General features: G+C 71.8%; 22 protein-coding genes and 1 pseudogene. 9 read left to right on the top strand and 14 right to left on the bottom strand.

What is annotated here, in order from left to right; all coding sequences use genetic code 11:
• Positions 1 to 43: 43 nt before the first annotated feature.
• Positions 44 to 709 (bottom strand): annotated as a pseudogene (locus B100_RS33780) (hypothetical protein); the annotation flags it as partial.
• A 214-nt stretch (positions 710 to 923) separates the two neighbouring features.
• Between B100_RS33780 and gcl the strand changes: the two are divergent.
• On the top strand, positions 924 to 2708 hold the full coding sequence (gcl, locus tag B100_RS0108345; RefSeq protein WP_024883986.1) for a glyoxylate carboligase: 1785 nt from the start codon (positions 924 to 926) through the stop codon (positions 2706 to 2708).
• A 103-nt stretch (positions 2709 to 2811) separates the two neighbouring features.
• Here gcl and B100_RS0108340 read toward each other — a convergent pair whose 3' ends face one another.
• From B100_RS0108340 to B100_RS0108325, 4 genes are all read right to left on the bottom strand, one after another.
• Positions 2812 to 3561: a hypothetical protein gene (locus B100_RS0108340; protein WP_024883985.1), complete on the bottom strand. Its 750-nt coding sequence runs from the start codon at positions 3559 to 3561 to the stop codon at positions 2812 to 2814.
• Positions 3562 to 3726: 165 nt separating this feature from the next.
• Entirely contained in the window at positions 3727 to 3963 is a 237-nt protein-coding gene (locus B100_RS0108335) for a hypothetical protein (RefSeq protein WP_024883984.1), read from the bottom strand.
• Between the two features lie 412 nt (positions 3964 to 4375).
• Positions 4376 to 5266 (bottom strand): 2-hydroxy-3-oxopropionate reductase, encoded by an 891-nt coding sequence (locus B100_RS0108330; protein ID WP_024883983.1) that lies wholly within the window; start codon positions 5264 to 5266, stop codon positions 4376 to 4378.
• Between the two features lie 56 nt (positions 5267 to 5322).
• Positions 5323 to 6168, bottom strand: coding sequence for a TIM barrel protein (locus B100_RS0108325; RefSeq protein ID WP_024883982.1), 846 nt, complete (start codon positions 6166 to 6168; stop codon positions 5323 to 5325).
• Positions 6169 to 6276: 108 nt separating this feature from the next.
• Here B100_RS0108325 and B100_RS0108320 point away from each other — a divergent pair, with 108 nt between their 5' ends.
• From B100_RS0108320 to B100_RS0108295, 6 genes are all read left to right on the top strand, one after another.
• A complete protein-coding gene (locus B100_RS0108320; RefSeq protein WP_037722515.1) occupies positions 6277 to 6528 on the top strand; it encodes a YkoF family thiamine-binding protein in 252 nt (83 codons plus the stop codon).
• A gap of 53 nt (positions 6529 to 6581) precedes the next feature.
• The gene (locus tag B100_RS0108315) at positions 6582 to 6893 is read left to right on the top strand and encodes a helix-turn-helix domain-containing protein (RefSeq protein WP_051489954.1); all 312 of its coding nucleotides are present in this window, start codon (positions 6582 to 6584) and stop codon (positions 6891 to 6893) included.
• Between the two features lie 171 nt (positions 6894 to 7064).
• Complete coding sequence (gene uraD, locus B100_RS35335) at positions 7065 to 7973, top strand: 2-oxo-4-hydroxy-4-carboxy-5-ureidoimidazoline decarboxylase (RefSeq protein ID WP_024883979.1); 909 nt, start codon at positions 7065 to 7067, stop codon at positions 7971 to 7973.
• Positions 7974 to 7978: 5 nt separating this feature from the next.
• Complete coding sequence (gene pucL, locus B100_RS0108305) at positions 7979 to 8884, top strand: factor-independent urate hydroxylase (protein ID WP_024883978.1); 906 nt, start codon at positions 7979 to 7981, stop codon at positions 8882 to 8884.
• A 116-nt stretch (positions 8885 to 9000) separates the two neighbouring features.
• A complete protein-coding gene (locus tag B100_RS0108300; protein ID WP_024883977.1) occupies positions 9001 to 10380 on the top strand; it encodes an 8-oxoguanine deaminase in 1380 nt (459 codons plus the stop codon).
• 280 nt (positions 10381 to 10660) lie between these two features.
• Positions 10661 to 12049 (top strand): nucleobase:cation symporter-2 family protein, encoded by a 1389-nt coding sequence (locus B100_RS0108295; protein ID WP_024883976.1) that lies wholly within the window; start codon positions 10661 to 10663, stop codon positions 12047 to 12049.
• Between the two features lie 16 nt (positions 12050 to 12065).
• On the opposite strand, the gene B100_RS0108290 is transcribed toward B100_RS0108295, so the two are convergent.
• The 6 genes from B100_RS0108290 to B100_RS0108265 all read right to left on the bottom strand — a co-directional run bounded on the left by B100_RS0108290 (position 12066) and on the right by B100_RS0108265 (position 16167).
• Positions 12066 to 12716: a peptidoglycan recognition protein family protein gene (locus B100_RS0108290; protein ID WP_024883975.1), complete on the bottom strand. Its 651-nt coding sequence runs from the start codon at positions 12714 to 12716 to the stop codon at positions 12066 to 12068.
• Between the two features lie 108 nt (positions 12717 to 12824).
• Positions 12825 to 13706, bottom strand: coding sequence for a lysozyme (locus B100_RS0108285; protein WP_024883974.1), 882 nt, complete (start codon positions 13704 to 13706; stop codon positions 12825 to 12827).
• Positions 13707 to 14005: 299 nt separating this feature from the next.
• On the bottom strand, positions 14006 to 14428 hold the full coding sequence (locus B100_RS0108280; protein ID WP_024883973.1) for an acyl-CoA thioesterase: 423 nt from the start codon (positions 14426 to 14428) through the stop codon (positions 14006 to 14008).
• A 58-nt stretch (positions 14429 to 14486) separates the two neighbouring features.
• Positions 14487 to 15146 (bottom strand): hypothetical protein, encoded by a 660-nt coding sequence (locus B100_RS0108275; RefSeq protein ID WP_024883972.1) that lies wholly within the window; start codon positions 15144 to 15146, stop codon positions 14487 to 14489.
• Positions 15143 to 15340: a DUF397 domain-containing protein gene (locus tag B100_RS0108270; RefSeq protein WP_024883971.1), complete on the bottom strand. Its 198-nt coding sequence runs from the start codon at positions 15338 to 15340 to the stop codon at positions 15143 to 15145. The genes B100_RS0108275 and B100_RS0108270 overlap by 4 nt, the downstream gene beginning before the upstream one ends.
• A complete protein-coding gene (locus B100_RS0108265) occupies positions 15337 to 16167 on the bottom strand; it encodes a Scr1 family TA system antitoxin-like transcriptional regulator (RefSeq protein ID WP_024883970.1) in 831 nt (276 codons plus the stop codon). The genes B100_RS0108270 and B100_RS0108265 overlap by 4 nt, the downstream gene beginning before the upstream one ends.
• A 158-nt stretch (positions 16168 to 16325) precedes the next feature.
• On the opposite strand from B100_RS0108265, the gene B100_RS0108260 reads away from it, so the two are divergent.
• Positions 16326 to 16781, top strand: a complete 456-nt coding sequence (locus B100_RS0108260) for an ATP-binding protein (protein ID WP_024883969.1) — start codon at positions 16326 to 16328, stop codon at positions 16779 to 16781.
• Positions 16782 to 16850: 69 nt separating this feature from the next.
• Here B100_RS0108260 and B100_RS0108255 read toward each other — a convergent pair whose 3' ends face one another.
• The 3 genes from B100_RS0108255 to B100_RS0108245 all read right to left on the bottom strand — a co-directional run bounded on the left by B100_RS0108255 (position 16851) and on the right by B100_RS0108245 (position 18915).
• Positions 16851 to 17309 (bottom strand): hypothetical protein, encoded by a 459-nt coding sequence (locus B100_RS0108255; RefSeq protein ID WP_024883968.1) that lies wholly within the window; start codon positions 17307 to 17309, stop codon positions 16851 to 16853.
• Between the two features lie 144 nt (positions 17310 to 17453).
• Positions 17454 to 17909 carry a hypothetical protein gene (locus B100_RS0108250; RefSeq protein ID WP_024883967.1) on the bottom strand — a complete coding sequence of 152 codons (456 nt, stop codon included), beginning with the start codon at positions 17907 to 17909 and terminating at the stop codon, positions 17454 to 17456.
• A gap of 97 nt (positions 17910 to 18006) precedes the next feature.
• A complete protein-coding gene (locus tag B100_RS0108245) occupies positions 18007 to 18915 on the bottom strand; it encodes an MBL fold metallo-hydrolase (protein ID WP_024883966.1) in 909 nt (302 codons plus the stop codon).
• Between the two features lie 168 nt (positions 18916 to 19083).
• Here B100_RS0108245 and B100_RS0108240 point away from each other — a divergent pair, with 168 nt between their 5' ends.
• Positions 19084 to 19998, top strand: a complete 915-nt coding sequence (locus B100_RS0108240; protein ID WP_024883965.1) for an MmyB family transcriptional regulator — start codon at positions 19084 to 19086, stop codon at positions 19996 to 19998.
• Positions 19999 to 20088 lie beyond the last annotated feature (90 nt).

Below are 20088 nucleotides of genomic sequence, written 5' to 3'. Positions count from 1 at the left end.
GAGTATGGGACGCCCCGGCGCGTCCGTCGCCGGGTTTTCGGTCCGCGTCGGCGTCCAGCGCGTCGGCGGCGGCGTTGACGGGCCGGGGGACGCCGGTGAGGTCGAGCCGGAACAGTGGCACGTCCAGGGTGTCGGCGCGGTCGCGGGCCTCGTCGGTGTAGCCGGAGAGGGAGAGGTACAGGCAGGACGCGGACTCCGTCATGGCGGTCAGCCACAGGCACTCGATGTCCCGGGGGGCCGCCGGCCGGGACGACGTGTCCAGTGCGGCCAGTACGCCCCGGCCGGCCAGTCCGATGCCGGACGTGGGCCGCTGGTCCGCGCGCCGGATGTCCTCGTGACCGAGGCGCCGCAGATACAGCACGGCCGCCGTGACCGCGTCCCGCGCGGTGCGGATCGGCATCACGGGGGTGGCGGGGCGCCGCGTCCTGCCGGCCGGCACCGACGCCTCCTCGCCCGCCACCGGGATGCGCATCACCGTCCCGCAGGGGCAGCCCAGTTCGGGGTGCGGCCACTCGCCGCGCAGGCCGCAGCTCCCGCAGCGCACGCTCACCCATTCCTCCCGCCAGGCGCGCTGCCCGACGGGGCCCGGGACCCGGTCCGGGTCCAGCGGCGCGGCGACGGGGGCGCCGCAGGCGCAGGGGTACGCCGGTGCCGTGTAGCGGTGCGAGCGCCGACAGTCGGGGCAGCGCACCGGCAGGCTCTCGGGCATGGTCCACTCCCGTGGTCTCGAGGCGGGTCCATCGTCCTCCATCCGCCCGCCGGTGTCCCGTACTTGCCGCGCGCTTGCCGCTCTCTTGACGGGCTTCCCCTACTCCTCTTACATTCATTCCAGATAGCAGAAGTTAGTTTCCATTATGCGGAAGAAGCTCGCGGCGGGGCGCGACGGGAGTGCGATTCCGAGAAGCCCGAAGCAGGAGTACTCCATGGCTCGAATGACGGCTGCCCGCGCGGCGGTCGAGATCATCAAGCGCGAGGGCGTCGACGTCGCGTTCGGTGTCCCCGGCGCGGCGATCAACCCCTTCTACGCGGCCCTCAGAGCGGCCGGAGGCATCGCCCACACCCTCGCCCGGCACGTCGAGGGCGCCTCCCACATGGCGGAGGGCTACACCCGTACGCACCCGGGCAACATCGGCGTGTGCGTCGGCACGTCCGGCCCGGCGGGGACCGACATGATCACCGGCCTGTACTCGGCGTCCGGCGACTCCATCCCGATCCTCTGCATCACCGGTCAGGCGCCGACCGCGGTGATCCACAAGGAGGACTTCCAGGCCGTCGACATCGCGTCGATCGCGAAGCCGGTCACCAAGATGGCCGTGACCGTGCTGGAGGCGGCGCAGGTGCCCGGTGTCTTCCAGCAGGCGTTCCACCTGATGCGCTCCGGCCGCCCCGGGCCCGTGCTGATCGACCTGCCGATCGACGTGCAGCTGACGGAGATCGAGTTCGACCCGGACACCTACGCGCCGCTGCCCGTCTACAAGCCCGCCGCCACCCGCGCGCAGATCGAGAAGGCCCTCGGCATGCTCAACGCCGCCGAGCGCCCGCTGATCGTCGCGGGCGGCGGTGTCGTCAACGCCGACGCGGCCGGCCTGCTGGTGCGGTTCGCGGAGCTGACCGGCACGCCCGTCGTGCCGACCCTGATGGGCTGGGGCGTCATCCCCGACGACCACGAACTCAACGCCGGAATGGTCGGGTTGCAGACCTCGCACCGCTACGGCAACGCCACCTTCCTGGAGTCGGACTTCGTCCTCGGCATCGGCAACCGCTGGGCCAACCGTCACACCGGACGGCTCGACGTCTACACCGCCGGCCGCACCTTCGTGCACGTCGACGTCGAACCCACCCAGATCGGCCGCATCTTCGCCCCCGACTACGGCATCGCCTCCGACGCCCGCGCCGCACTGGCGCTCTTCGTCGAGGTCGCCGAGGAGATGCGGGCCGCGGGCCGACTGCCCGACCGCTCCGCCTGGGCGGCCGCCGCGCAGGAGAAGCGCGTCACGCTGCAGCGCCGTACGCACTTCGACGACGTCCCGATCAAGCCGCAGCGGGTGTACGAGGAGATGAACAAGGCGTTTGGGCCCGAGACGCGGTACGTCACCACCATCGGCCTCTCGCAGATCGCGGGCGCGCAGATGCTGCACGTCTACCGGCCGCGCCACTGGATCAACTGCGGCCAGGCAGGCCCCCTCGGCTGGACCGTCCCCGCCGCGCTGGGCGTCGCCAAGGCCGACCCGGAGGCGCAGGTCGTCGCCCTGTCCGGCGACTACGACTTCCAGTTCATGATCGAGGAGCTGGCCGTCGGGGCGCAGCATCGCATCCCGTACGTCCATGTCCTGGTCAACAACGCCTACCTGGGCCTGATCCGTCAGGCCCAGCGGGCCTTCGACATCGACTTCCAGGTCAACCTGGAGTTCGAGAACATCAACACCCCCGAGCTGGGCGTCTACGGCGTCGACCACGTCAAGGTCGCCGAGGGCCTGGGCTGCAAGGCGATCCGCGTGACCGACCCGGACGAACTGGGCGCGGCCTTCGAGCAGGCGAAGAAGCTCGCTGCGGAACACCGCGTCCCGGTGATCGTGGAGGCGATCCTGGAACGCGTCACGAACATCGCCATGTCGACCACCAACGACATAAGCGACGTGGTCGAGTTCGAGCCCGTCGCGACGGAACCGGGGCACGCCCCGACGGCGGTCAGGCCCCTCAAGGTCTGACCAGCACGCGGAAGGGGCGGACCCCGGGGGCACACACAGGTGGCCCCGGGGCCTGCCCCGACCCAGTCACAGAGGCGTGGCGCCCCGGGGCTCCTTCAGCGTCTCAGTTCCCCCCGCCCCCGCCGCAACCCCCTCCACCTCCGCAGCCGCTACCGCCCCCACAGCCGCCCCCGCCTCCACAGTCGCCCCAGCCGCCGCAGTAGTGGGGGCCCGTGTAGCCGCCGCCGGAGCCGCCGGAGGCGGGGATGAAGCGGCGCAGGGCTCGTTTGCGACGGAGGCGGAGGCGGACGCGTGCGGTGAGGCCCGCGCGGAGGGCGAAGCGGGGGACGACGGCGCGGAGGGCCGGCTCGCCGTGCAGGGCGACGGCCAGCAGCTTCTCCTCGTCGGAGGGGCCGTCACCGTCCCGGCTCGCCGGGACGGGATACGCGGTGCGCAGCACGTGCAGGCGACGGCGTGCCGCCCGTGTCGTACCCAGCGCCGGCGGACTCACCATGCCCGTCTCCGCCAGCCCGGTCCTCAGCGTGTCCACCGCCCACCGGACGTCCGGGTCGCGCAGCAACTCCCGTACCTCGCACGGCCGGTGCAGCCGTTGGTGCACCGCGCTCTCCAGGTACGGCACCCTCAGCTCCGCCGGGACGTCGTTCTCCGGCGCGAGGGCTTCCTCCGGCGTCGGCAGGGGCGGTAGCGCGCGCCCCGCCTCGTTGTCGACCGCCACCACCGTGCCCCGTGCGCCCGCCTCGACGGCGCCGCGCAGGTGCAGGGCGACGACGGTCACCATGACGGCGGCGCGTGGCCCCGCGGCCAGCAGGGCGAGCTCGTGCGGCGTCTCCCGGACGCGCGCGGTGTCGGCCATGACAGGACACCCCCTCGGACAGGGGGCCCGCCGCCCCCGTGCCGGCGGGCCCCTGTGCGGGGATGGTTCCGCCCGCGGGGACCGCCCAAGCCTCGGGAGGCCGTCTTCAGAGGTTCATTTGAGGGTGCCGTAGCCCGCCTACGGACGTTGCCGTAGAGGCCGCGCTCACGACTCGTGGTGTTCGGACAGTCCCGGCCAGTCGTCCGGGCCGCCGCCCTGCCACTCGATGAAGTCCGCGTCCTCGACGTCGGTGACGTACAGGTCGGACAGGCGCAGGATCTCGCCCACGTCGTCGGTGTGCGTGGCGACGCCCAGCGTCTCGTCGTCGGAGGTGACCCGCCGGGAGCCGTCCAGGGCGGGCGCGTGGACCACGATGTGCGGATGCTCCGTCGGATGTGCCATGTCCCCAGGCTGCTGCGGTCCGGGCGGATCCGCACGCCGGGACCCGGATCGGCAGCCGGGAGGACGGTGGGCTCGGGGCCGCGGCGGCGGCGACGGCCGCGGGGCGTCTCCCCTCAGGTCGTAGGAGACGGGCCGCGGCGTTGACCACCGCACTGGCTCGCACGCCGCCGCGGCGCCCCAGGGCCTTTCGTTGGGATCGTCCCGGCGTCGCGAAGACGCACCGCGCCTCACAGCCGGCCTGATCCGGACGAAAGACCCTCGCCCGCCCGCACCGCCGCCGTGCCGTACGGCCACCCCTCATCCGGGCCGTACGGCGTCGCGGTGCGGGCCGTGGGTTCCGGGCGGCGCCGCCGCCTTGGGCGCGACAGGACTGATGTCGGCGCCGGCGCCGCCCGGAGTTTCGGGGGGTGGGTCAGACCCGCGCGCCGGACAGCCGCTCGACCGCCCGCAGCAGCGCGGAGTGGTCGAGGCCGCCGTCGCCCTGCGCGCGCAGGCTCGCCACCAGCTGGGCGACCACGGCACCGACGGGCAGCGCGGCGCCCACGTTCCGGGCGGCGTCGGTGACGATGCCCATGTCCTTGTGGTGCAGGTCGATCCGGAAGCCGGGCTTGAAGTCCCGGTTCAGGAAGTTGTCCCTCTTGCGGGCCAGCACGGTCGAGCCGGCCAGCCCGCCGCCCAGGACGTCCAGCGCCGCCGTCAGGTCGACGCCGGACTTCTCCAGGAAGACCACGGCCTCCGCGCACGCCTGGATGTTCACGGCGACGATCAGCTGGTTGGCGGCCTTCACCGTCTGCCCGGAGCCGTGCGGACCGCAGAGCACGATCGTCTTCCCCAGCGCCTCGAACAGCGGCTTCGCCTCGTCGAAGTCGGCCGGCTCGCCGCCCACCATGATGGACAGCACCGCCTCGATCGCCCCGGCCTCACCGCCGGACACGGGCGCGTCGAGCACCCGGATGCCCTTCTCCCGAGCGGCGGCGGCCAGGTCGACGGAGGTCTGCGGGGTGATCGAGGACATGTCGATCAGCAGGGCGCCGGGGCGGGCGTTCTCCAAGATGCCGTCGGGCCCGTACGCGACGGCCTCGACCTGCGGGGAGGCGGGGACCATCGTGACGATCACGTCGGCGTCGCGGACGGCCTCGGCGACGGAAGCCGCGGCGGTGCCGCCCGCGACGGTCAGCCGGTCCAGCTTCTCCCGCTCCAGGGTGTGGCCGGTGACGTCGTAGCCCGCCTTGACCAGGTTCTCGGACATGGGGGAGCCCATGATGCCGAGGCCGATCCAGGAGACCTTGGGAAGAGTGCTCATGAGGGTGCCTCTCGGTACGACTCGGTACGTCTCGGTACGTCTCGAAAAGGTGCGGGTCAGCGGGCGGCGGGTCGGCGGGCCTCCCGCGGCAGCCAGTCGAAGGCCTCCGCGCTCGGGCGGTCGCCCGGCTTGTACTCAAGACCGACCCGGCCGTCGTAACCGGCCTTGCGCAGCCGGTCCAGCAGGTCCTCCAGCGGCAGCGACCCGGTGCCGGGCGCGCCGCGTCCGGGGCTGTCGGCGATCTGCACATGCCCGGTCCGGTCCGCGTAGTGGTCGATGACCGCCGGCAGGTCCTCGCCGTTCATGGCCAGGTGGTACAGGTCCATCAGGAAGCGGGCGTTGCCCAGTCCGGTGGCCGCGTCGACCCGGTCGACGACCTCCAGCGCGGCCGGTGCCGACACCAGCGGGTAGTGCGGCGACTCGGCCCGGTTGAGCGCCTCGACCAGCAGGACCGCGCCGATCCGGTCGGCGGCCCGCGCGGCCAGGACGAGGTTCTCCAGGGCGAGAGCGTCCTGCTCGCCCGGGTCCACGCCGTCCACCCGGTTCCCGTACAGCGCGTTCAGCGCGCGACAGCCCAGCGACTCGGCGAAACCGGCCGCGACCTCGACGTTCGCACGGAACCGGTCCGACTCCTCACCCGGCACGGACAGGGCGCCCCGGTCGGGCCCGGGCAGCTGCCCGGCGTAGAAGTTCAGGCCGGTGAGGCGGACGCCCGCGTCCTGGATCGCCGTGCGCAGCGCGTCCAGCTCGGACCTTTGCGGCACGGGGGAGTCCGTCCAGGGCCACCACAGCTCGACCGCGGTGAAGCCGGCCTCGGCCGCGGCCGCGGGGCGCTCCAGGAGCGGGAGTTCGGTGAAGAGGATCGACAGGTTGACGGTGAAGCGCTGGTCGGCGAATCCCATCGGGCCGCGCTCCCTTCGTTGTTTTCCGTATGGCGAAATAATGTTTCTGCTTACTGGAAGATTGCCCGTGTGGGTGAAGGGCTGTCAAGAGGTCGGTAGGTTGGCCCCGTGCGATTGCGAGTGGAGTTCACGACCGAGCCCTTCGACCTCGACGAGGCGCCCGAGCACGCCGTGGTGGCGCGCGAGGTCGTCGAGACGGCCGACCTGGACGCGGTGGACGTCGGGCCGTTCGGCAACACCGCCGAGGGCGGCGCCGACGCCGTACTCTCGGCCGTGGACGCCCTGCTGCGCCGCAGCCTGACCGCCGGCGCCACCCGCGTCTCGCTCCAGATCAACGTGGTCGGGGAGGGCGACCGGTGACCGCGACCGGTGAGGGTGCCTTCATCGCGGCCGTGAAACCGCTGGTCGACGCCATGGGTGCGGAGCTGGTCCCGCCGGACGAGGCCGGCCCCGACGACGTGGTGCTGACCTGGGAGGGCGCCGCCGCCGTCGCCGTACGGCTGCCGCAGCTCGCGGACTCCCTCGACCACATCCTCGCCGCGCTGGAGCGCCGCCAGGGCGTGCCGCTGGCGGAGCTGGACCGCAAGGCGAAACAGGAGATCGTCCGCGCTCTGGAGGCGCGCGGCGCGTTCGCCGTGCGGCACGGCGTGGAGACCGTGGCGAGCGCGCTCGGCGTCAGCCGCTTCACCGTCTACAACTACCTCAACCGGGAAAAGGGCGCCTGACTCCGGGCGCCTGACTCCCGGCGCCGGACGCCCTCACGGGGCACCCGGCGGAGGGCACACCCAAACGTCACACGGAATTCTCAACAAACTGTTGACGCCTGCTGCGTGACGGCGTTCACTGTCGGCACGCCCGTTCGCAGCACACGGCCGTTCGTCGGCCAGGAGGCTCCCGTGACGTCGACATCCACGCCCCCGGGCCTGACCCGGTTCAACGCCCTGGAGGAGCACGCGGCGTCCGCCGCGCTCCACGAGGTCTGCGCCTCCACCGCCTGGACCCGGCGGCTGCTCGCCGCCCGCCCGTACGCGGCCCCCGACGACCTCTACGCCGCCAGTGACGCCGCGATGGCCGAGCTGACCGAGGCCGACCTGGCGGAGGCGATGGCCGGACACCCGCCGATCGGCCGCCCCAAGCCGGGGGACCCGACCTCCGCCCGGGAGCAGAGCGCCATGTCCGGGGCCGCCGACGGGCTCCGGGCCGAGATGCTCGAACTGAATCTGGCCTACCAGGAGCGGTTCGGCCACGTGTTCCTCATCTGCGCCACCGGCCGCAGCGCCGAGGAGATGCGGAACGCCGTGCGCGAGCGCCTCGGCAACCCGCCGGAGAAGGAACGCGAGATCGTCCGCACCGAACTGGGGAAGATCAACCGCATCCGGCTGACCCGACTCGTCGAAGAGGACCGACCTCGCATGAGCACCGACACCACCGCCTCCGTGTCCACGCACATCCTGGACACCAGCGTGGGCCGCCCCGCCGAGGGCGTCGCCGTACGCCTCTCCGCCCGCCCCGGCCGGCGGGCCGCCTGGCAGGAGCTCGGCGGGTCCGCGACCGACGCGGACGGGCGGTGCAAGGACCTGCCGGCCCTGCCGGAGGGAACCACCCACGTACGGCTCGACTTCGAGGTGGAGCCGTACTTCCTGAAGAAGAAGGCCGAGGCTCAGCAGGACGCCCCCGCGCATCGGGACAGCGGTGCCGTGTTCTTCCCCGAGGTGGCGATCACCTTCGCCGTCACGGCCGGCGAGCACTACCACGTACCGCTGCTGCTCAACCCGTTCGGCTACTCCGTTTACCGAGGGAGCTGACACCCATGCCCACGATCCTGGGACAGAACCAGTACGGCAAGGCAGAGAACCGAGTCGTCAAGATCACGCGGGACGGCGCCACCCACCACATCAAGGACCTCAACGTCTCCGTCGCCCTCTCCGGCGACATGGACGACGTCCACTACAACGGCTCCAACGCGAACGTCCTGCCGACCGACACCACCAAGAACACGGTCTTCGCCTTCGCCAAGGAGCACGGCATCGAGTCCGCCGAGCAGTTCGGCATCCACCTCGCCCGCCACTTCGTCACCTCGCAGGACCCCATCCACCGGGCGCGCATCCGCATCGAGGAGTACGCCTGGGACCGCATCGAGACCTCCGGCGAGGCCAGGCACTCCTTCGTCCGCACGGGCCAGGAGACCCGCCTCACCCAGGTCACCTACGACGGCGCGAGCTGGGAGGTCGTCTCCGGCCTGAAGGACCTCACGGTGATGAACTCCACCGACTCCGAGTTCTGGGGCTACGTCAAGGACCGCTACACCACCCTCAAGGAGGCCCACGACCGCATCCTCGCCACCTCGGTCTCCGCCCGCTGGCGGTTCAACTGGACCGACGACGCGCGGGAGATGCCCGACTGGGACGCCTCGTACGCCCAGGTCAAGCAGCACATGCTGCGGGCCTTCGCCGAGACGTACTCGCTCTCCCTCCAGCAGACGCTCTACCAGATGGGCACCCGCGTCATCGAGGAGCGCGACGAGGTCGACGAGATCCGCTTCTCCCTCCCCAACAGCCACCACTTCCTGGTCGACCTGGAGCCGTTCGGCCTCAAGAACGACACCCCCGACGGAGCGGTGTACTTCGCCTCCGACCGCCCCTACGGCCTGATCGAGGCCACGGTCCTGCGCGACGGCTGCGAGCCGCGGATCCCGGTGGACCTCACCAACCTCTGACCGCACCCCCTTTCGGCACCCGTGGCCGGGTACCCGGGCCCCGCCCCTCCCGGCCACGGCACTCAAACCCCCAGGGTCCTGCCGTGCCCTCTCCCCGTACGCGAAAAGGACGCACCATGGCAGCAGACCGGCGCACCGTCATCGAGAACTGTGCGATCGCGACCGTCGACGCGGCGGACACCGAGCACGCCACCGGCCACCTCGTCCTCGCCGGCGACCGCATCGAGTCGCTCGGCGCGGGCCCGGCCCCCGGGGACCTGGAGAACGTCGGCCGCCGGATCGACGCCACCGGCCATCTCGCGACCCCCGGACTGGTCAACACCCACCACCACTTCTACCAGTGGCTCACCCGGGGCCTGGCCACCGACCACAACCTCTTCGACTGGCTCGTCGCCCTCTACCCGACCTGGGCGCGCATCGACGAGGCGATGGTGCACGCGGCGGCCCAGGGGTCCCTCGCGATGATGGCCCGCGGCGGCGTCACCACCGCCATGGACCACCACTACGTCTTCCCGCGCGGCTCCGGCGACCTGTCCGCCGCGATCATCACCGCCGCCCGCGACATGGGCGTCCGCTTCACCCTCGCCCGCGGCTCCATGGACCGCGGCGAGTCCGACGGCGGCCTGCCCCCGGACTTCGCGGTGGAGAGCCTCGACGACGCGCTCGCCGCCACCGAGGAGACGGTGCGCCGCCACCACGACACCTCGCCCGGCGCGATGACCCAGGTCGCCGTCGCCCCCTGCTCCCCCTTCTCCGTCTCCACCGAACTCATGCGCCAGGGCGCCGACTTGGCCCGCCGCCTCGGCGTGCGGCTGCACACCCACGGCTCGGAGACCGTGGAGGAGGAGAAGTTCTGCCACGAACTGTTCGGCATGGGCCCCACCGACTACTTCGCGTCCACCGGCTGGCTCGGCGAGGACGTGTGGATGGCGCACTGCGTCCACATGAACGACTCCGACATCGCCGCCTTCGCCCGCTCCGGCACCGGTGTCGCCCACTGCCCCTCCTCCAACGCCCGCCTCGCCGCCGGCATCGCCCGCGTCCCCGACATGCTGGCGGCCGGCGTCCCCGTCGGCCTCGGCGTGGACGGCACCGCCTCCAACGAGTCCGGCGAACTCCACACCGAACTGCGCAACGCCCTGCTGATCAACCGCCTCGGCGCCCACCGGGAGAAGGCCCTCACGGCACGCCAGGCCCTCCGTCTCGGCACCCAGGGCGGGGCGCGGGTGCTGGGCCGGGCGGACGAGATCGGTTCCCTGGAACCGGGCAAGCTTGCCGACCTGGTGCTGTGGCGGATGGACACCCTCGCCCACGCCTCCATCGCCGACCCGGTCACCGCGCTGGTCTTCGGCGCCGCCGCCCCGGTCACCGCGTCCTTCGTGAACGGCCGCCAGATCGTGGAGAACAACCGGCTGCTCACCGCCGACGAGGACGCCGTCGCCCGCACCACCCGCGCCGAGGCGCGGAGGCTGGCCGGCATCGCCGCGCGGAACTGAACCCCCCCGCACGTCTCCGGGCCGTGAGGGACGGCTCCCGGCCCGGAGACCGCGGACCCGGTGCGCCGGGATCCGCGGAGGCCGTCTCCGGGGCGCGCTCCGGCGTGCCCCGGAACGGCTCACCACCCGTCCCACGCCCCCGTGGCGGCTCCACCGGACGTCCTCGTCCCTCCCACCCACGCTCGGCCGCACTCGAGCGGGAGGTACCCCACGCCCGCCCGCACCACCTCCCTGACAACCACGCCGGCACCGGCGTGCAACCGACCGGAGGAACACCGCAGTGGCCGACCATCCCGTAGACGAGAAACTGCCCGCGCCGAAGATGGCGACGACCGGCCTGCAGCACGTGGCCGCCATGTACGCGGGTGTCGTCGCCCCGCCCCTGATCGTCGGCGCGGCCGTCGGTCTCACCCCTGCCGAACTGACCTTCCTCACCGGCGCCTGCCTGTTCACCGCGGGCCTCGCCACGTTCCTGCAGACCGTCGGCGTCTGGAAGATCGGCGCCCGGCTGCCCTTCGTCAACGGCGTCACCTTCGCCGGTGTCGCCCCGATGACCGCGATCGTCGCGTCCACCGACGACAAGAAGGACGCGCTGCCGGTCATCTTCGGCGCGGTCATCGTGGCCGGTCTGCTCGGCTTCCTCGCCGCGCCCTTCTTCAGCAAGGCGGTGCGCTTCTTCCCGCCCGTGGTCACCGGCACCGTGATCACCCTGATAGGCGTCTCCCTGCTGCCCGTCGCCTTCGGCTGGGCCCAGGGAGCGAGCCCCGACGCCGACGACTACGGCTCGGCCACCAACCTCGGCCTCGCCGCCGTCACCCTCCTCGTCGTGCTGCTGCTGCGCCGCTTCACCCGCGGTTTCGTCAAGCAGATCGCCGTCCTGCTCGGCATGGTGGCCGGCACCCTGATCGCCGTCCCGTTCGGCGTCACCGACTTCTCCCCGGTCGCCGAGGCGGACCTGATCGGCTTCCCCACCCCGTTCCACTTCGGCGCCCCGCAGTTCCAGCTCGCGGCGATCCTCTCCCTGTGCGTGGTGATGGTCGTGTCGATGACCGAGTCGACCGCCGACATGCTGGCCCTCGGCGAGATCGTCGAGCGCCCGGCGGACGAGAAGACGATCGCGGCGGGCCTGCGCGCCGACACCCTCGGCTCGGCGATCTCCCCGCTGTTCAACGGCTTCATGTGCAGCGCGTTCGCCCAGAACATCGGACTCGTCGCCATGACGCGCATCCGCAGCCGGTTCGTCGTCGCCACCGGCGGCGGTTTCCTCGTCCTCATGGGCCTGTGTCCGGTCGCCGCCTCGCTCATCGCCGTCGTACCGCGCCCGGTGCTCGGCGGCGCCGGGGTGGTCCTCTTCGGCTCGGTCGCCGCCAGCGGCATCCAGACCCTCGCCAAGGCGGGCCTGGACAAGGACAACAACGTCCTGATCGTCGCCGTCGCGCTCGCCGTGGGCGTCATACCGATCAGCGCCCCGGAGTTCTACCACGCGTTCCCGGAGACCGCCCGCATCGTCCTGGACTCCGGGATCTCCACCGGCTGCGTGGTCGCCGTCCTGCTGAACCTCGTCTTCAACCACCTGGGCAACAGCCGCCGCGAGGCCGCCGACGTCACCCACCCGATGGAGACGGGTGAGGAACTCGCCTCCCAGGGCAAGGCGCCGGCGGCCCCCTGACGGTCCGGCGGCCCGGTCAGGCCCGGGCCGCCGCCACCTCCGCGCGCAGCTGCGGCAGCATGTCGTGGTAGACGCCCGGGCACTGCGTCGTGCCGTAGTCCTTGTGCCCGAAGATCTGCGTGGACGCGATGCCGTACTGGTCGCAGGCGTACGCGCACAACGTCACCAGCACGTCCCACTGCGCCTGCGGCGGCTCGGCGCCCGCGTGGTACGCGCCCTCGCAGGCGATGCCGATGGCCGCGGTGTTCTGCCCGGAGGTGTGGGCGCCGAGCACGAAGGTCCGCCCGCCGGTCAGCGCCGTGAGGCTGCCGGTCCGGCCCTCGGTGATCCAGCCGCCGCGGCTGACCAGGAAGTTGTAGCCGGTGTCCACCCAGCCGTTGTCGTCCATGTGCAGGTCCTGCACCCAGTGGGCGTGCGCGTGCGCCTGGGCGCGGGAGTAGTCGGTGGAGTTGTCGGACACGGTGTGGTGGACCACGATCCGGCTGGGCCGGTACTGCAGGACGCTGACGGTCCCCTGCGGGGACCGGGCGCCCCAGGTCCTGGTGGCGTCGATGTCCGGCTGGACGGCGGCGCCGCGCGCGTGCGCGACGCCGGACACGGCACCGGCGGCCAGCCCGGCCGCGCCGGCGATCAGGAGGCGGCGCCGGAGGACGTTCCTGGGATGCACGGGCACTCCTCGGGAGAGGGTGGTGGTGGGGGCAAAGCGGGAAGGGGCCGGCGTCCGAGGACGGCCGGCCCCACCGCGTGAGCGTATGACCGTGGACCTGTCAGTCCGTCACGTGTTGTTGGCGAGCGCCAGGAGCCGGTCGCGGGACCCGTTGAACTTGTTGCGGTCCACGTTGCCGGAGACGCCGGAGACCGACCCGGCGTCGGTGTACTGCCACACCGTCCAGGTGGGGAAGCCGCTCGGGATGGTCGGCGACGCGGCGGAGGTCCAGTGCGCCACCCACAGCGGGCTCTTGGCCGACATACCGGTCCAGTTGCCGGTGCAGGTGTTCCACCAGCTCGCCGTCGTGTAGATCACCACGTCGCGGCTCGTGCGCGCCTTGTACGTGGTGTAGAAGTCGTTGATCCAGGTGCGCATCTGCGTGGTGGACAGGCCGTAGCACATCGCCCCGTAGGGGTTGTGCTCGATGTCCAGGACGCCGGGCAGCGTCAGGTTGTCGCGCGACCAGCCCCCGCCGTTGCTCGCGAAGTACGTCGCCTGGGTCGCCCCGTTGGAGGCGTTGGGGAGCGCGAAGTGGTACGCCCCTCGGATCACGCCCGCGGAGTGCGCGGCCGGGTAGTTCGTGTTGAAGCGGGAGTCCTTGTAATTGGTGCCCTCGGTCGCCTTCATCCAGGCGAACTGGATGCCGGCGTTGCGCACCGAGGTCCAGTTGATGCTGCCCTGCCAGTGCGAGACGTCGATGCCCTGGACGCCGTCGGTGGGCGCCAGCAGGCCCCGCCCCGGGTCCTCGGCGGGCACGCCCTCGTGGATGGCGGCGCCGACGCCCATGTAGGCCTGGCCGGGTTTGACGTTGAGGGGCCTCGGGTCGGGCTGCGGTGCGGCGGTCGCGCCGCCGACGGTCGTGGCCGTGAGAGCCAGCGCGGCGCCGAGGACGCCGAGCGCGGTGGCCGTGCGTCTTCCGAGGCGGGAGACGTGGGGGAGTACCTGCATGGGGACTTGCCTCCTGGCACATGTGGGGATGAGAAGGAGGTGACGTCGGCCGCTGCCACCTGGGCAGTTCCGTACTGCTTGACGTGCGCGCGTCATTAGTTACGCACGTAGATTCACAGCGTGTAAAGAGTCTCCTGGTCTCTCTGGTGGTCTGGTCCACTGTAGGAGTGGATGGCCAGGAAACTTGGGAGCCGAACGGAGGAAACTTTCATCGGATGAAAACAGAAACCGGGCTCCGGTGACCCGGAACCCGGTCGTCGGCACGCCTCCTGACGCCCCCGCAGCCGTGCGGCGCGGCCCTACAGCCCGAAAAGGGCGGTGTCGTTCGTCAGCTCGCGGAAGACGTCCTGCGGGTTCGCCATCAGCTTGCGCTTCTCCAGGTCCAGCAGGCCGCCCACGGCGCTGACCTCCGCCGCGACCGTGCCGTCCGTCTTGGTGACGGTCTGCTCGATGGTGAAGGTCTTGCCCCCGCCCCAGTGGAAGACGCAGGTCACGTCCACCTCGTCACCGGCGAGCAGCTCCCGCTTGTAGCGGATCGTGGTCTCCAGCGCGACCGGCCCCACCCCGTGCGACTGCAGCCGGGCCTGGGTGATCCCCGCCTCCTGGAGCAGCGACCAGCGCGCGTGCTCCGCGTAGTTGAGGTACACGGCCTGGTTGAGGTGGCCCTGCACGTCGGTCTCGTATCCACGCACGGTCACGCGGACGGAATACGGCTTGCTCACTGCGTCCCCTTCACGCCTGCTCGGTTCGTTGCCCGATCCACCGATCTTGGCACGCCCCTCACACGCGGCGCGGGGAGGCCAGGACGTAACGGGCCCGCGTCCGGGGCTCCGTGTACTCACCGGCCTGCCAGCCGGCCCCCTCCAGGGTCTCCGCGCACGCCCGCAGCAACGTGGCGTCGGGCGCGTGAACGGCGACGGCGTCCGGCTGCGGAGTCTCCCGCACCCGGTAGCCGCCCTCGCCGTCCGCTCCGGCGGGCCGGTGCCCGGCCGCCTCCAGGGCGAGCGCGGCGGCCTGCACGAGGTGCGCGCGCTCCCATCCGCAGGGACGGTCGGTCGACCCGTCCGTGTTGGTCATCCGGCGCAGCTCCAGCATGCCCTGCCAGGCGCTGCGGACCTCCCGCGTGCGGGCGGGGCCCTCTGCGGGAGGTGCGGCCTCACCGCCGACGCGGGCGGCGAACACCCCGGTGCCGGCAGGCGCGTTCGCCTGCGGTGCGTTCGCCTGCGGCGCGCTCGGCTCGGGTGGTGCGTCCGGCTCCGCCTCCCGTACGCGGTGCCCGGCGGGCGTCAGGAAGTGGTCGTGCGGGGGCCGCGGGTGACGGAAGGCGAGCCCGCGCTTCACCAGCGCGGTGAGCTGGGCCTCGGTCCCCTTGAGACGCCCGGTCTCCGGATCGGCGGCCTCGATCAGCCGGCGCTGGGCGGCGGTGGGCGGTCGGGTCATCGGCGTCCCGACGCGTAGGGGAGGAAGGCGGCCCACTGGGTGGGGGTGAAGGTGAGGTGGGGGCCTTCTATGTGCTTGGAGTCGCGGACGTGGATGGTGTGGGGCGTGGTGGCCACCTCCACGCAGGCCGGGCCGTCGTCGGTGCTGTGGCTGCTCTTGAACCAGGTCAGGTCCGTGCGGGACTTCGCAGTCATGTCTCTCCCAGGATCTTCTCGATGAAGGCCAGCGACTCTCGTGGCGGGAGCGCCTGCGCCCGGATGACTCCGTACCGCAGTTCCAGGATCTGGATCTCCTTCCTCTCCGAGATCAGCCGACTGGTCCGCTGAACCTCGTTGTGCGCCACTGTGCTGCCCTCCTTGAGCCGCAGCAGATGGAACGGACCGCCGAGCCCGGCATTGTCCTCGCGATCCAGAGGAAGGACCTGGATCTCCACATTCCGCCTCTGCCCCACATCCAACAGTCGTTCGAGCTGTCGGCGCAGCACCATTTTGCCCCCGACCCGTCGCCGCAGTGCAGCCTCATCATGCACGAAGCTGAAGGAAGTGCCGGGCAGCGAGCCCTCGACGATGCGCTGCCGGGCCAGGCGGGCGGCGACCAGCTGGTCGACCTCGTCTTCCGAGAAGGCCGGGCGCCGCGAACCGAACACCGCCCGCAGATACTCCTCCGTCTGAAGCAAGCCGTTGACGACGGAGTTGTCATAGGCGCAGATCTCCACGGCCTCCGCCTCCAGCTTGGCCAGGTCCCGTACCTTCTTCGGAAAGCGAGCCTTCTCCACGTCGCCCCTCAGGGCGCTGATCAGGCCGTTGGCATCGAGGACACGGTCGGCCGCGTCGAGGAACTCCTCCATCGGCGCCCGGCGTCCCCGTTCGACGGAGGACACCTGCTCCTCGCTGTATCCGATCTGCGCGCCGAGGGCGGCCTGGGTCAGCCCCGCCCGTTCCCGGCACATCTTGATGACACGGCCGACGGTCCGCAGGACGGCCGCCGACTCCTCGTCCGCCCCATAAGGTTCCACGCTCATGTCCCCACACCTCCGTGCTCCGCCCGGTGTTCAACACGGCGAAGGCGCCGGATGTCACGCGTCGCGACCCGGACAGGCCCGGACGGCTTCCGTACGGCGCCTTCGGGTCCGGCCGCCGGGGCTGTTCACCGCGGAGCCGGATGACCACGCTGAGTGACATGAACGTCGAGATCGCCCCGGTGGACGAACACACCGGCCCCGCCCGCCACTTCCGTATCCGTCTCTCCGCCACGGCCAGGGGCGCCCGGCTCGCCCGTCACCTCGCGGCGGGCCAACTGGCGGCGTGGGGATGGCCGTACGACGCGGAGGGCAACCGGACGGCGTCCCTGCTCGTGACTGAGCTGGCCACGAACGCGGTACGGCACGGGCACGTGAGCGGCCGCGACTTCGCGCTCCGCCTGACCCTGTACGCGGCGGACGCCACGCTCCGTATCGAGGTCACGGACGCCCGCCCCGACCGCAGCCCGCCGCTCCCCGGCACACTCAGGCCCGCCGACCCCGACACGGAGTCGGGCCGGGGCCTGCTCCTCGTCGAGGCGCTGTCCACCCACTGGGGCACGACCGCCGGAGACCCCTACACCAAGACGGTCTGGTGCGAAGTCCCGCTGGGGTGATGTGCCGAACCATGCCGCTCGACGACAGCGTGACGCTCATGACCGCTGAAGACGCGCCACGCGCACGGGTCACGTGGCGGACAGGGCGCCGACCTCCGGGGTCTCGCCCGGCAGTGTGAGGACACCCCCGACGGGCGTGGCGGAACAGGGCAGCCTGCTCAGCAGGGTGATGCGGTCGAGCAGTTCGTAGCCCTCGGCGAGCGCCATCGTCGCCCCGCCGTAGGACTCCAGGTTCAGCACCACGGCCCGCACGGTCTCCACCTCCTCCACGAGCATCGGAATGTCGGCGTGACCGAGCGCGCGGGCGGCACCGGCGCGCTCCGACAGTGTCAGCATCAGCCAGTAGCCGCTCGCCTCGTCCACGACCCCCAGATCCCGCTCGTCGGCGTGCCGCGCCAGTTGGGTGCGCGCATGGCCGGTGACGCGCTCCAGCACCTGCAAGTCCTCGACGGTGAGGGCGAAGGCCGCCCCCCGTGCCGGCACGGTCTCGGTGGTGATGGCGCGGGTACGGCGGCGGAACGTAGGCATGCGTTGGAAACCCCTCCCCAGTGGCGTATACCCACCTGCTCCGAAGTGGCGGCCGGAAACCTGTCAATGTGCTGTCATCACCGGAGAGTTACTGTCGAGTCAGCTCGCGCTCGGGGAGTGCTCGAAAGGCAGCACGCGACGCAGTCAGAAGCTCCAGCTGTAGAGGCCGCCGCCCGTATGCGCCGCAGACGCTGCGAGGCGGGCGACGCCCCGCAGCACCGCGAGGAGATCGTCGTCGGTCATGTCGTCACCGTCCTCGGCCCGAAACCGCGTGACCCAGCGGCCCGCGAGCTCCTCGAGTTGGGCGGAACTCGCCTCGCCGAGGGCCCGGGTCAGCCGCTTCGGCAGAGCGAGCACCTCGACGCCGTCGTTCAAGGGGGCGGTGACCCACTCCGGCCATGGCCGCCACGCATACAGCTGCTCAAGCGGCGGGGCCTCCGGCGACGGCGCCTCGAAGTACATGTCCCACTCGGCGATGGCACTGTCCGGCTCGATGAAACGGCAGGTCACGGACTCGAATGCCGCACCAGGTCCCTGCAGGCGCGTCAAGGCGGCCGTCTCGTCGTCGGGGGCGAGGAAGAACACGACGTCGTGGGCCATTCGAGCATGATGGCAGCCCGCGGCAGACGGGGCGCGGCGTGCTCGGTCCTTGTGAGGCACACCACCCGCGCGACGTGGGCGCGGTGCGACTGCCGTGCTATGTACGGGAGAACGGCGCCCACCGGGCCAGCCCGAAGCCGCTGCCCTCGCGGCGGATCTCGAAGGCGCCCTGGCCCGGCAGGTGGGCGGGGAACACGAGGGCGTTGTGGTCGGCGGCGTAGGCGAACATCCGTGCCCGGCTGGCGCGGGCGCCGTCCTCGTCCTCCTCGAAGCAGCTGTTGAGGTGCGGCTCGTGGACCTGGATGGCCCCGTGCAGCAGGTCACCGGCGAAGACCGCGCGGTCGCCCCCGGACTCCAGGTGGATGACCGAGGAACCGGGGGTGTGCCCCGGCGCCGGTGCGAGCCGCAGGTTGCCGTCGATGACGTAGGAGTCCTCCCACGTCGTGACGAGCCCCGCGTCGATCACGGGCTGGACGCTGTCCTCGAACACGTTCTGGTTGCCCCGGCCGAACCGCGTGCGGTGCAGGTTGTCGGGATGCCAGTACGTCACCTCGGTGGCCGGCATCAGGTAGGTCGCGTTCGGGAAGGTCGGCACCCAGTCGCGACCGTCGAGGCGGGTGTTCCAGCCGACGTGGTCGTCGTGCAGATGGGTGTTGACGACGAGGTCGACGTCCTCGGGGCGCACGCCGGCCGCGGCAAGGTTGGCCAGGTAGTCCGTGTCCAGGTAGGACCAGATCGGCTGCAGCGGACGGTACTTGCCGTTCCCCGCCCCCGTGTCGATCACGATGACCCTGCCCTCGCTGCGCAGCACCCAGGACTGGGTGGCGACACGGGTCAGGTCGGTACTCGGCTCCCAGTGGTCCGGGTCCAGCAGGGCGGCGTGCCGCTGCCATTCCTCCGGCTCGCTGCCGGGGAAGAACACGTCGGTCGTCATCGGTGAGATCTCGGAGAACTCGACGACCCGGGTGATCTCGACGTTCCCCAGTTTCAGGGTGGTGGTGGGCATGGGTCTCCCTCGTTCGGAGCGGCGTGGGCCGCGGAACGCCGCGGACACGGCGTCCGCGGTGCATCGTGGGATCGACTCTGCGGGCCCCCGCCCGCAGCGACCAGTCCCGCTCCTGCCTACCCCTGACAGGTGCAGGCTCCGGGCGTCGCCGCCGCGCATACTGGCGTCATGGACCGCAGATCACCGCTCGGCGAGTTCCTCAGAGCGCGACGGGCACAGGTGAGCCCCGACGACGCCGGCCTGCCCCGGTACGGGGACCGGCGCCGGGTGCCCGGGCTGCGCCGGGAGGAGGTCGCGCTGCTCGCGGGGGTCAGCGCCGGCTACTACACGCGGCTCGAACAGGGCCAACAGGCCAACGCCTCGGCCGAGGTCCTCGACGCGATCGCGCGCGCCCTGCACCTGACCGCCTCCGAACGCGAGCACCTGCACGTCCTGGCCACGACCGGCCACCGCACCCGTCCGGGGGCACCCCGCCCGGAGCACGCCTCCGCCGATCTGCGCATGCTGCTGGACACCATGGCGCACGTGCCCGCCCTCGTCGTGGGCCGCCGCAACGACGTCCTGGCCTGGAACACGTCCGCCCACGCCCTCCTCGCCGGACACCTGGACCCCGCCGCGCCCGACATCCCCGACGCGCGCCCCAATCTCGCCCGGCTGGTCTTCCTGGACGCCCCCACCCGCGCCCTCTACCGCGACTGGCCCGCCAAGGCCCGCGCGGTGGTCGGCAACCTACGCATCCTGACCGCCCGCAACCCCGGCGACACCTGCCTCACCGCCCTCGTCGACGAACTGACGTGCCTCAGTGACGAGTTCGCCGGGCTGTGGGCCCGGCACACCGTCGAGAGCTGCGGCCGCGACGTCTACGCCTTGACCCATCCGCTGGCCGGAAACCTGACCGTCACCCAGCAGACCTTCCAGGTCCCGCAGGAACCCCACCAGTCCCTCGTCACCCTCACCGCGGAACCCGGCTCCCCTTCGGCCGCGGCCCTGGAGGCTCTCCACCGGACGCGTGGCGGCACGTGGCTCCACGACATCCGCGCACGCGACGAGGACGCCTTCCCGACGACGCACGCCGACGTCTGAGCACCGACTTCGCCGACGACACGTCGGGAGGACTCGTACGCCGACGCCGAGTTCGTCGCAGGGCTCGACCGGGCGGACGTGTGCGACACG

Source organism: Streptomyces sp. CNH189, from assembly GCF_000527195.1.
Note: the sequence above shows the minus strand (reverse complement) of the source record. Positions and strands in the feature narration are given on the sequence as shown.

Excerpts from the sequence above, each read along its gene's own strand:
- B100_RS0108270 (WP_024883971.1), bottom strand. The coding sequence starts at position 15,340 with ATGACTGCGAAGTCCCGCACGGACCTGACCTGGTTCAAGAGCAGCCAC.
- B100_RS0108325 (WP_024883982.1), bottom strand. The coding sequence starts at position 6,168 with ATGGGATTCGCCGACCAGCGCTTCACCGTCAACCTGTCGATCCTCTTC.
- B100_RS0108250 (WP_024883967.1), bottom strand. The coding sequence starts at position 17,909 with ATGGCCCACGACGTCGTGTTCTTCCTCGCCCCCGACGACGAGACGGCC.
- gcl (WP_024883986.1), top strand. The coding sequence starts at position 924 with ATGGCTCGAATGACGGCTGCCCGCGCGGCGGTCGAGATCATCAAGCGC.
- B100_RS0108275 (WP_024883972.1), bottom strand. The coding sequence starts at position 15,146 with ATGACCCGACCGCCCACCGCCGCCCAGCGCCGGCTGATCGAGGCCGCC.
- B100_RS0108240 (WP_024883965.1), top strand. The coding sequence starts at position 19,084 with ATGGACCGCAGATCACCGCTCGGCGAGTTCCTCAGAGCGCGACGGGCA.
- B100_RS0108260 (WP_024883969.1), top strand. The coding sequence starts at position 16,326 with ATGAACGTCGAGATCGCCCCGGTGGACGAACACACCGGCCCCGCCCGC.
- pucL (WP_024883978.1), top strand. The coding sequence starts at position 7,979 with ATGCCCACGATCCTGGGACAGAACCAGTACGGCAAGGCAGAGAACCGA.
- B100_RS0108335 (WP_024883984.1), bottom strand. The coding sequence starts at position 3,963 with ATGGCACATCCGACGGAGCATCCGCACATCGTGGTCCACGCGCCCGCC.
- B100_RS0108245 (WP_024883966.1), bottom strand. The coding sequence starts at position 18,915 with ATGCCCACCACCACCCTGAAACTGGGGAACGTCGAGATCACCCGGGTC.
- B100_RS0108315 (WP_051489954.1), top strand. The coding sequence starts at position 6,582 with ATGGGTGCGGAGCTGGTCCCGCCGGACGAGGCCGGCCCCGACGACGTG.
- B100_RS0108285 (WP_024883974.1), bottom strand. The coding sequence starts at position 13,706 with ATGCAGGTACTCCCCCACGTCTCCCGCCTCGGAAGACGCACGGCCACC.
- B100_RS0108300 (WP_024883977.1), top strand. The coding sequence starts at position 9,001 with ATGGCAGCAGACCGGCGCACCGTCATCGAGAACTGTGCGATCGCGACC.
- B100_RS0108255 (WP_024883968.1), bottom strand. The coding sequence starts at position 17,309 with ATGCCTACGTTCCGCCGCCGTACCCGCGCCATCACCACCGAGACCGTG.
- B100_RS0108265 (WP_024883970.1), bottom strand. The coding sequence starts at position 16,167 with ATGAGCGTGGAACCTTATGGGGCGGACGAGGAGTCGGCGGCCGTCCTG.
- B100_RS0108330 (WP_024883983.1), bottom strand. The coding sequence starts at position 5,266 with ATGAGCACTCTTCCCAAGGTCTCCTGGATCGGCCTCGGCATCATGGGC.
- B100_RS0108340 (WP_024883985.1), bottom strand. The coding sequence starts at position 3,561 with ATGGCCGACACCGCGCGCGTCCGGGAGACGCCGCACGAGCTCGCCCTG.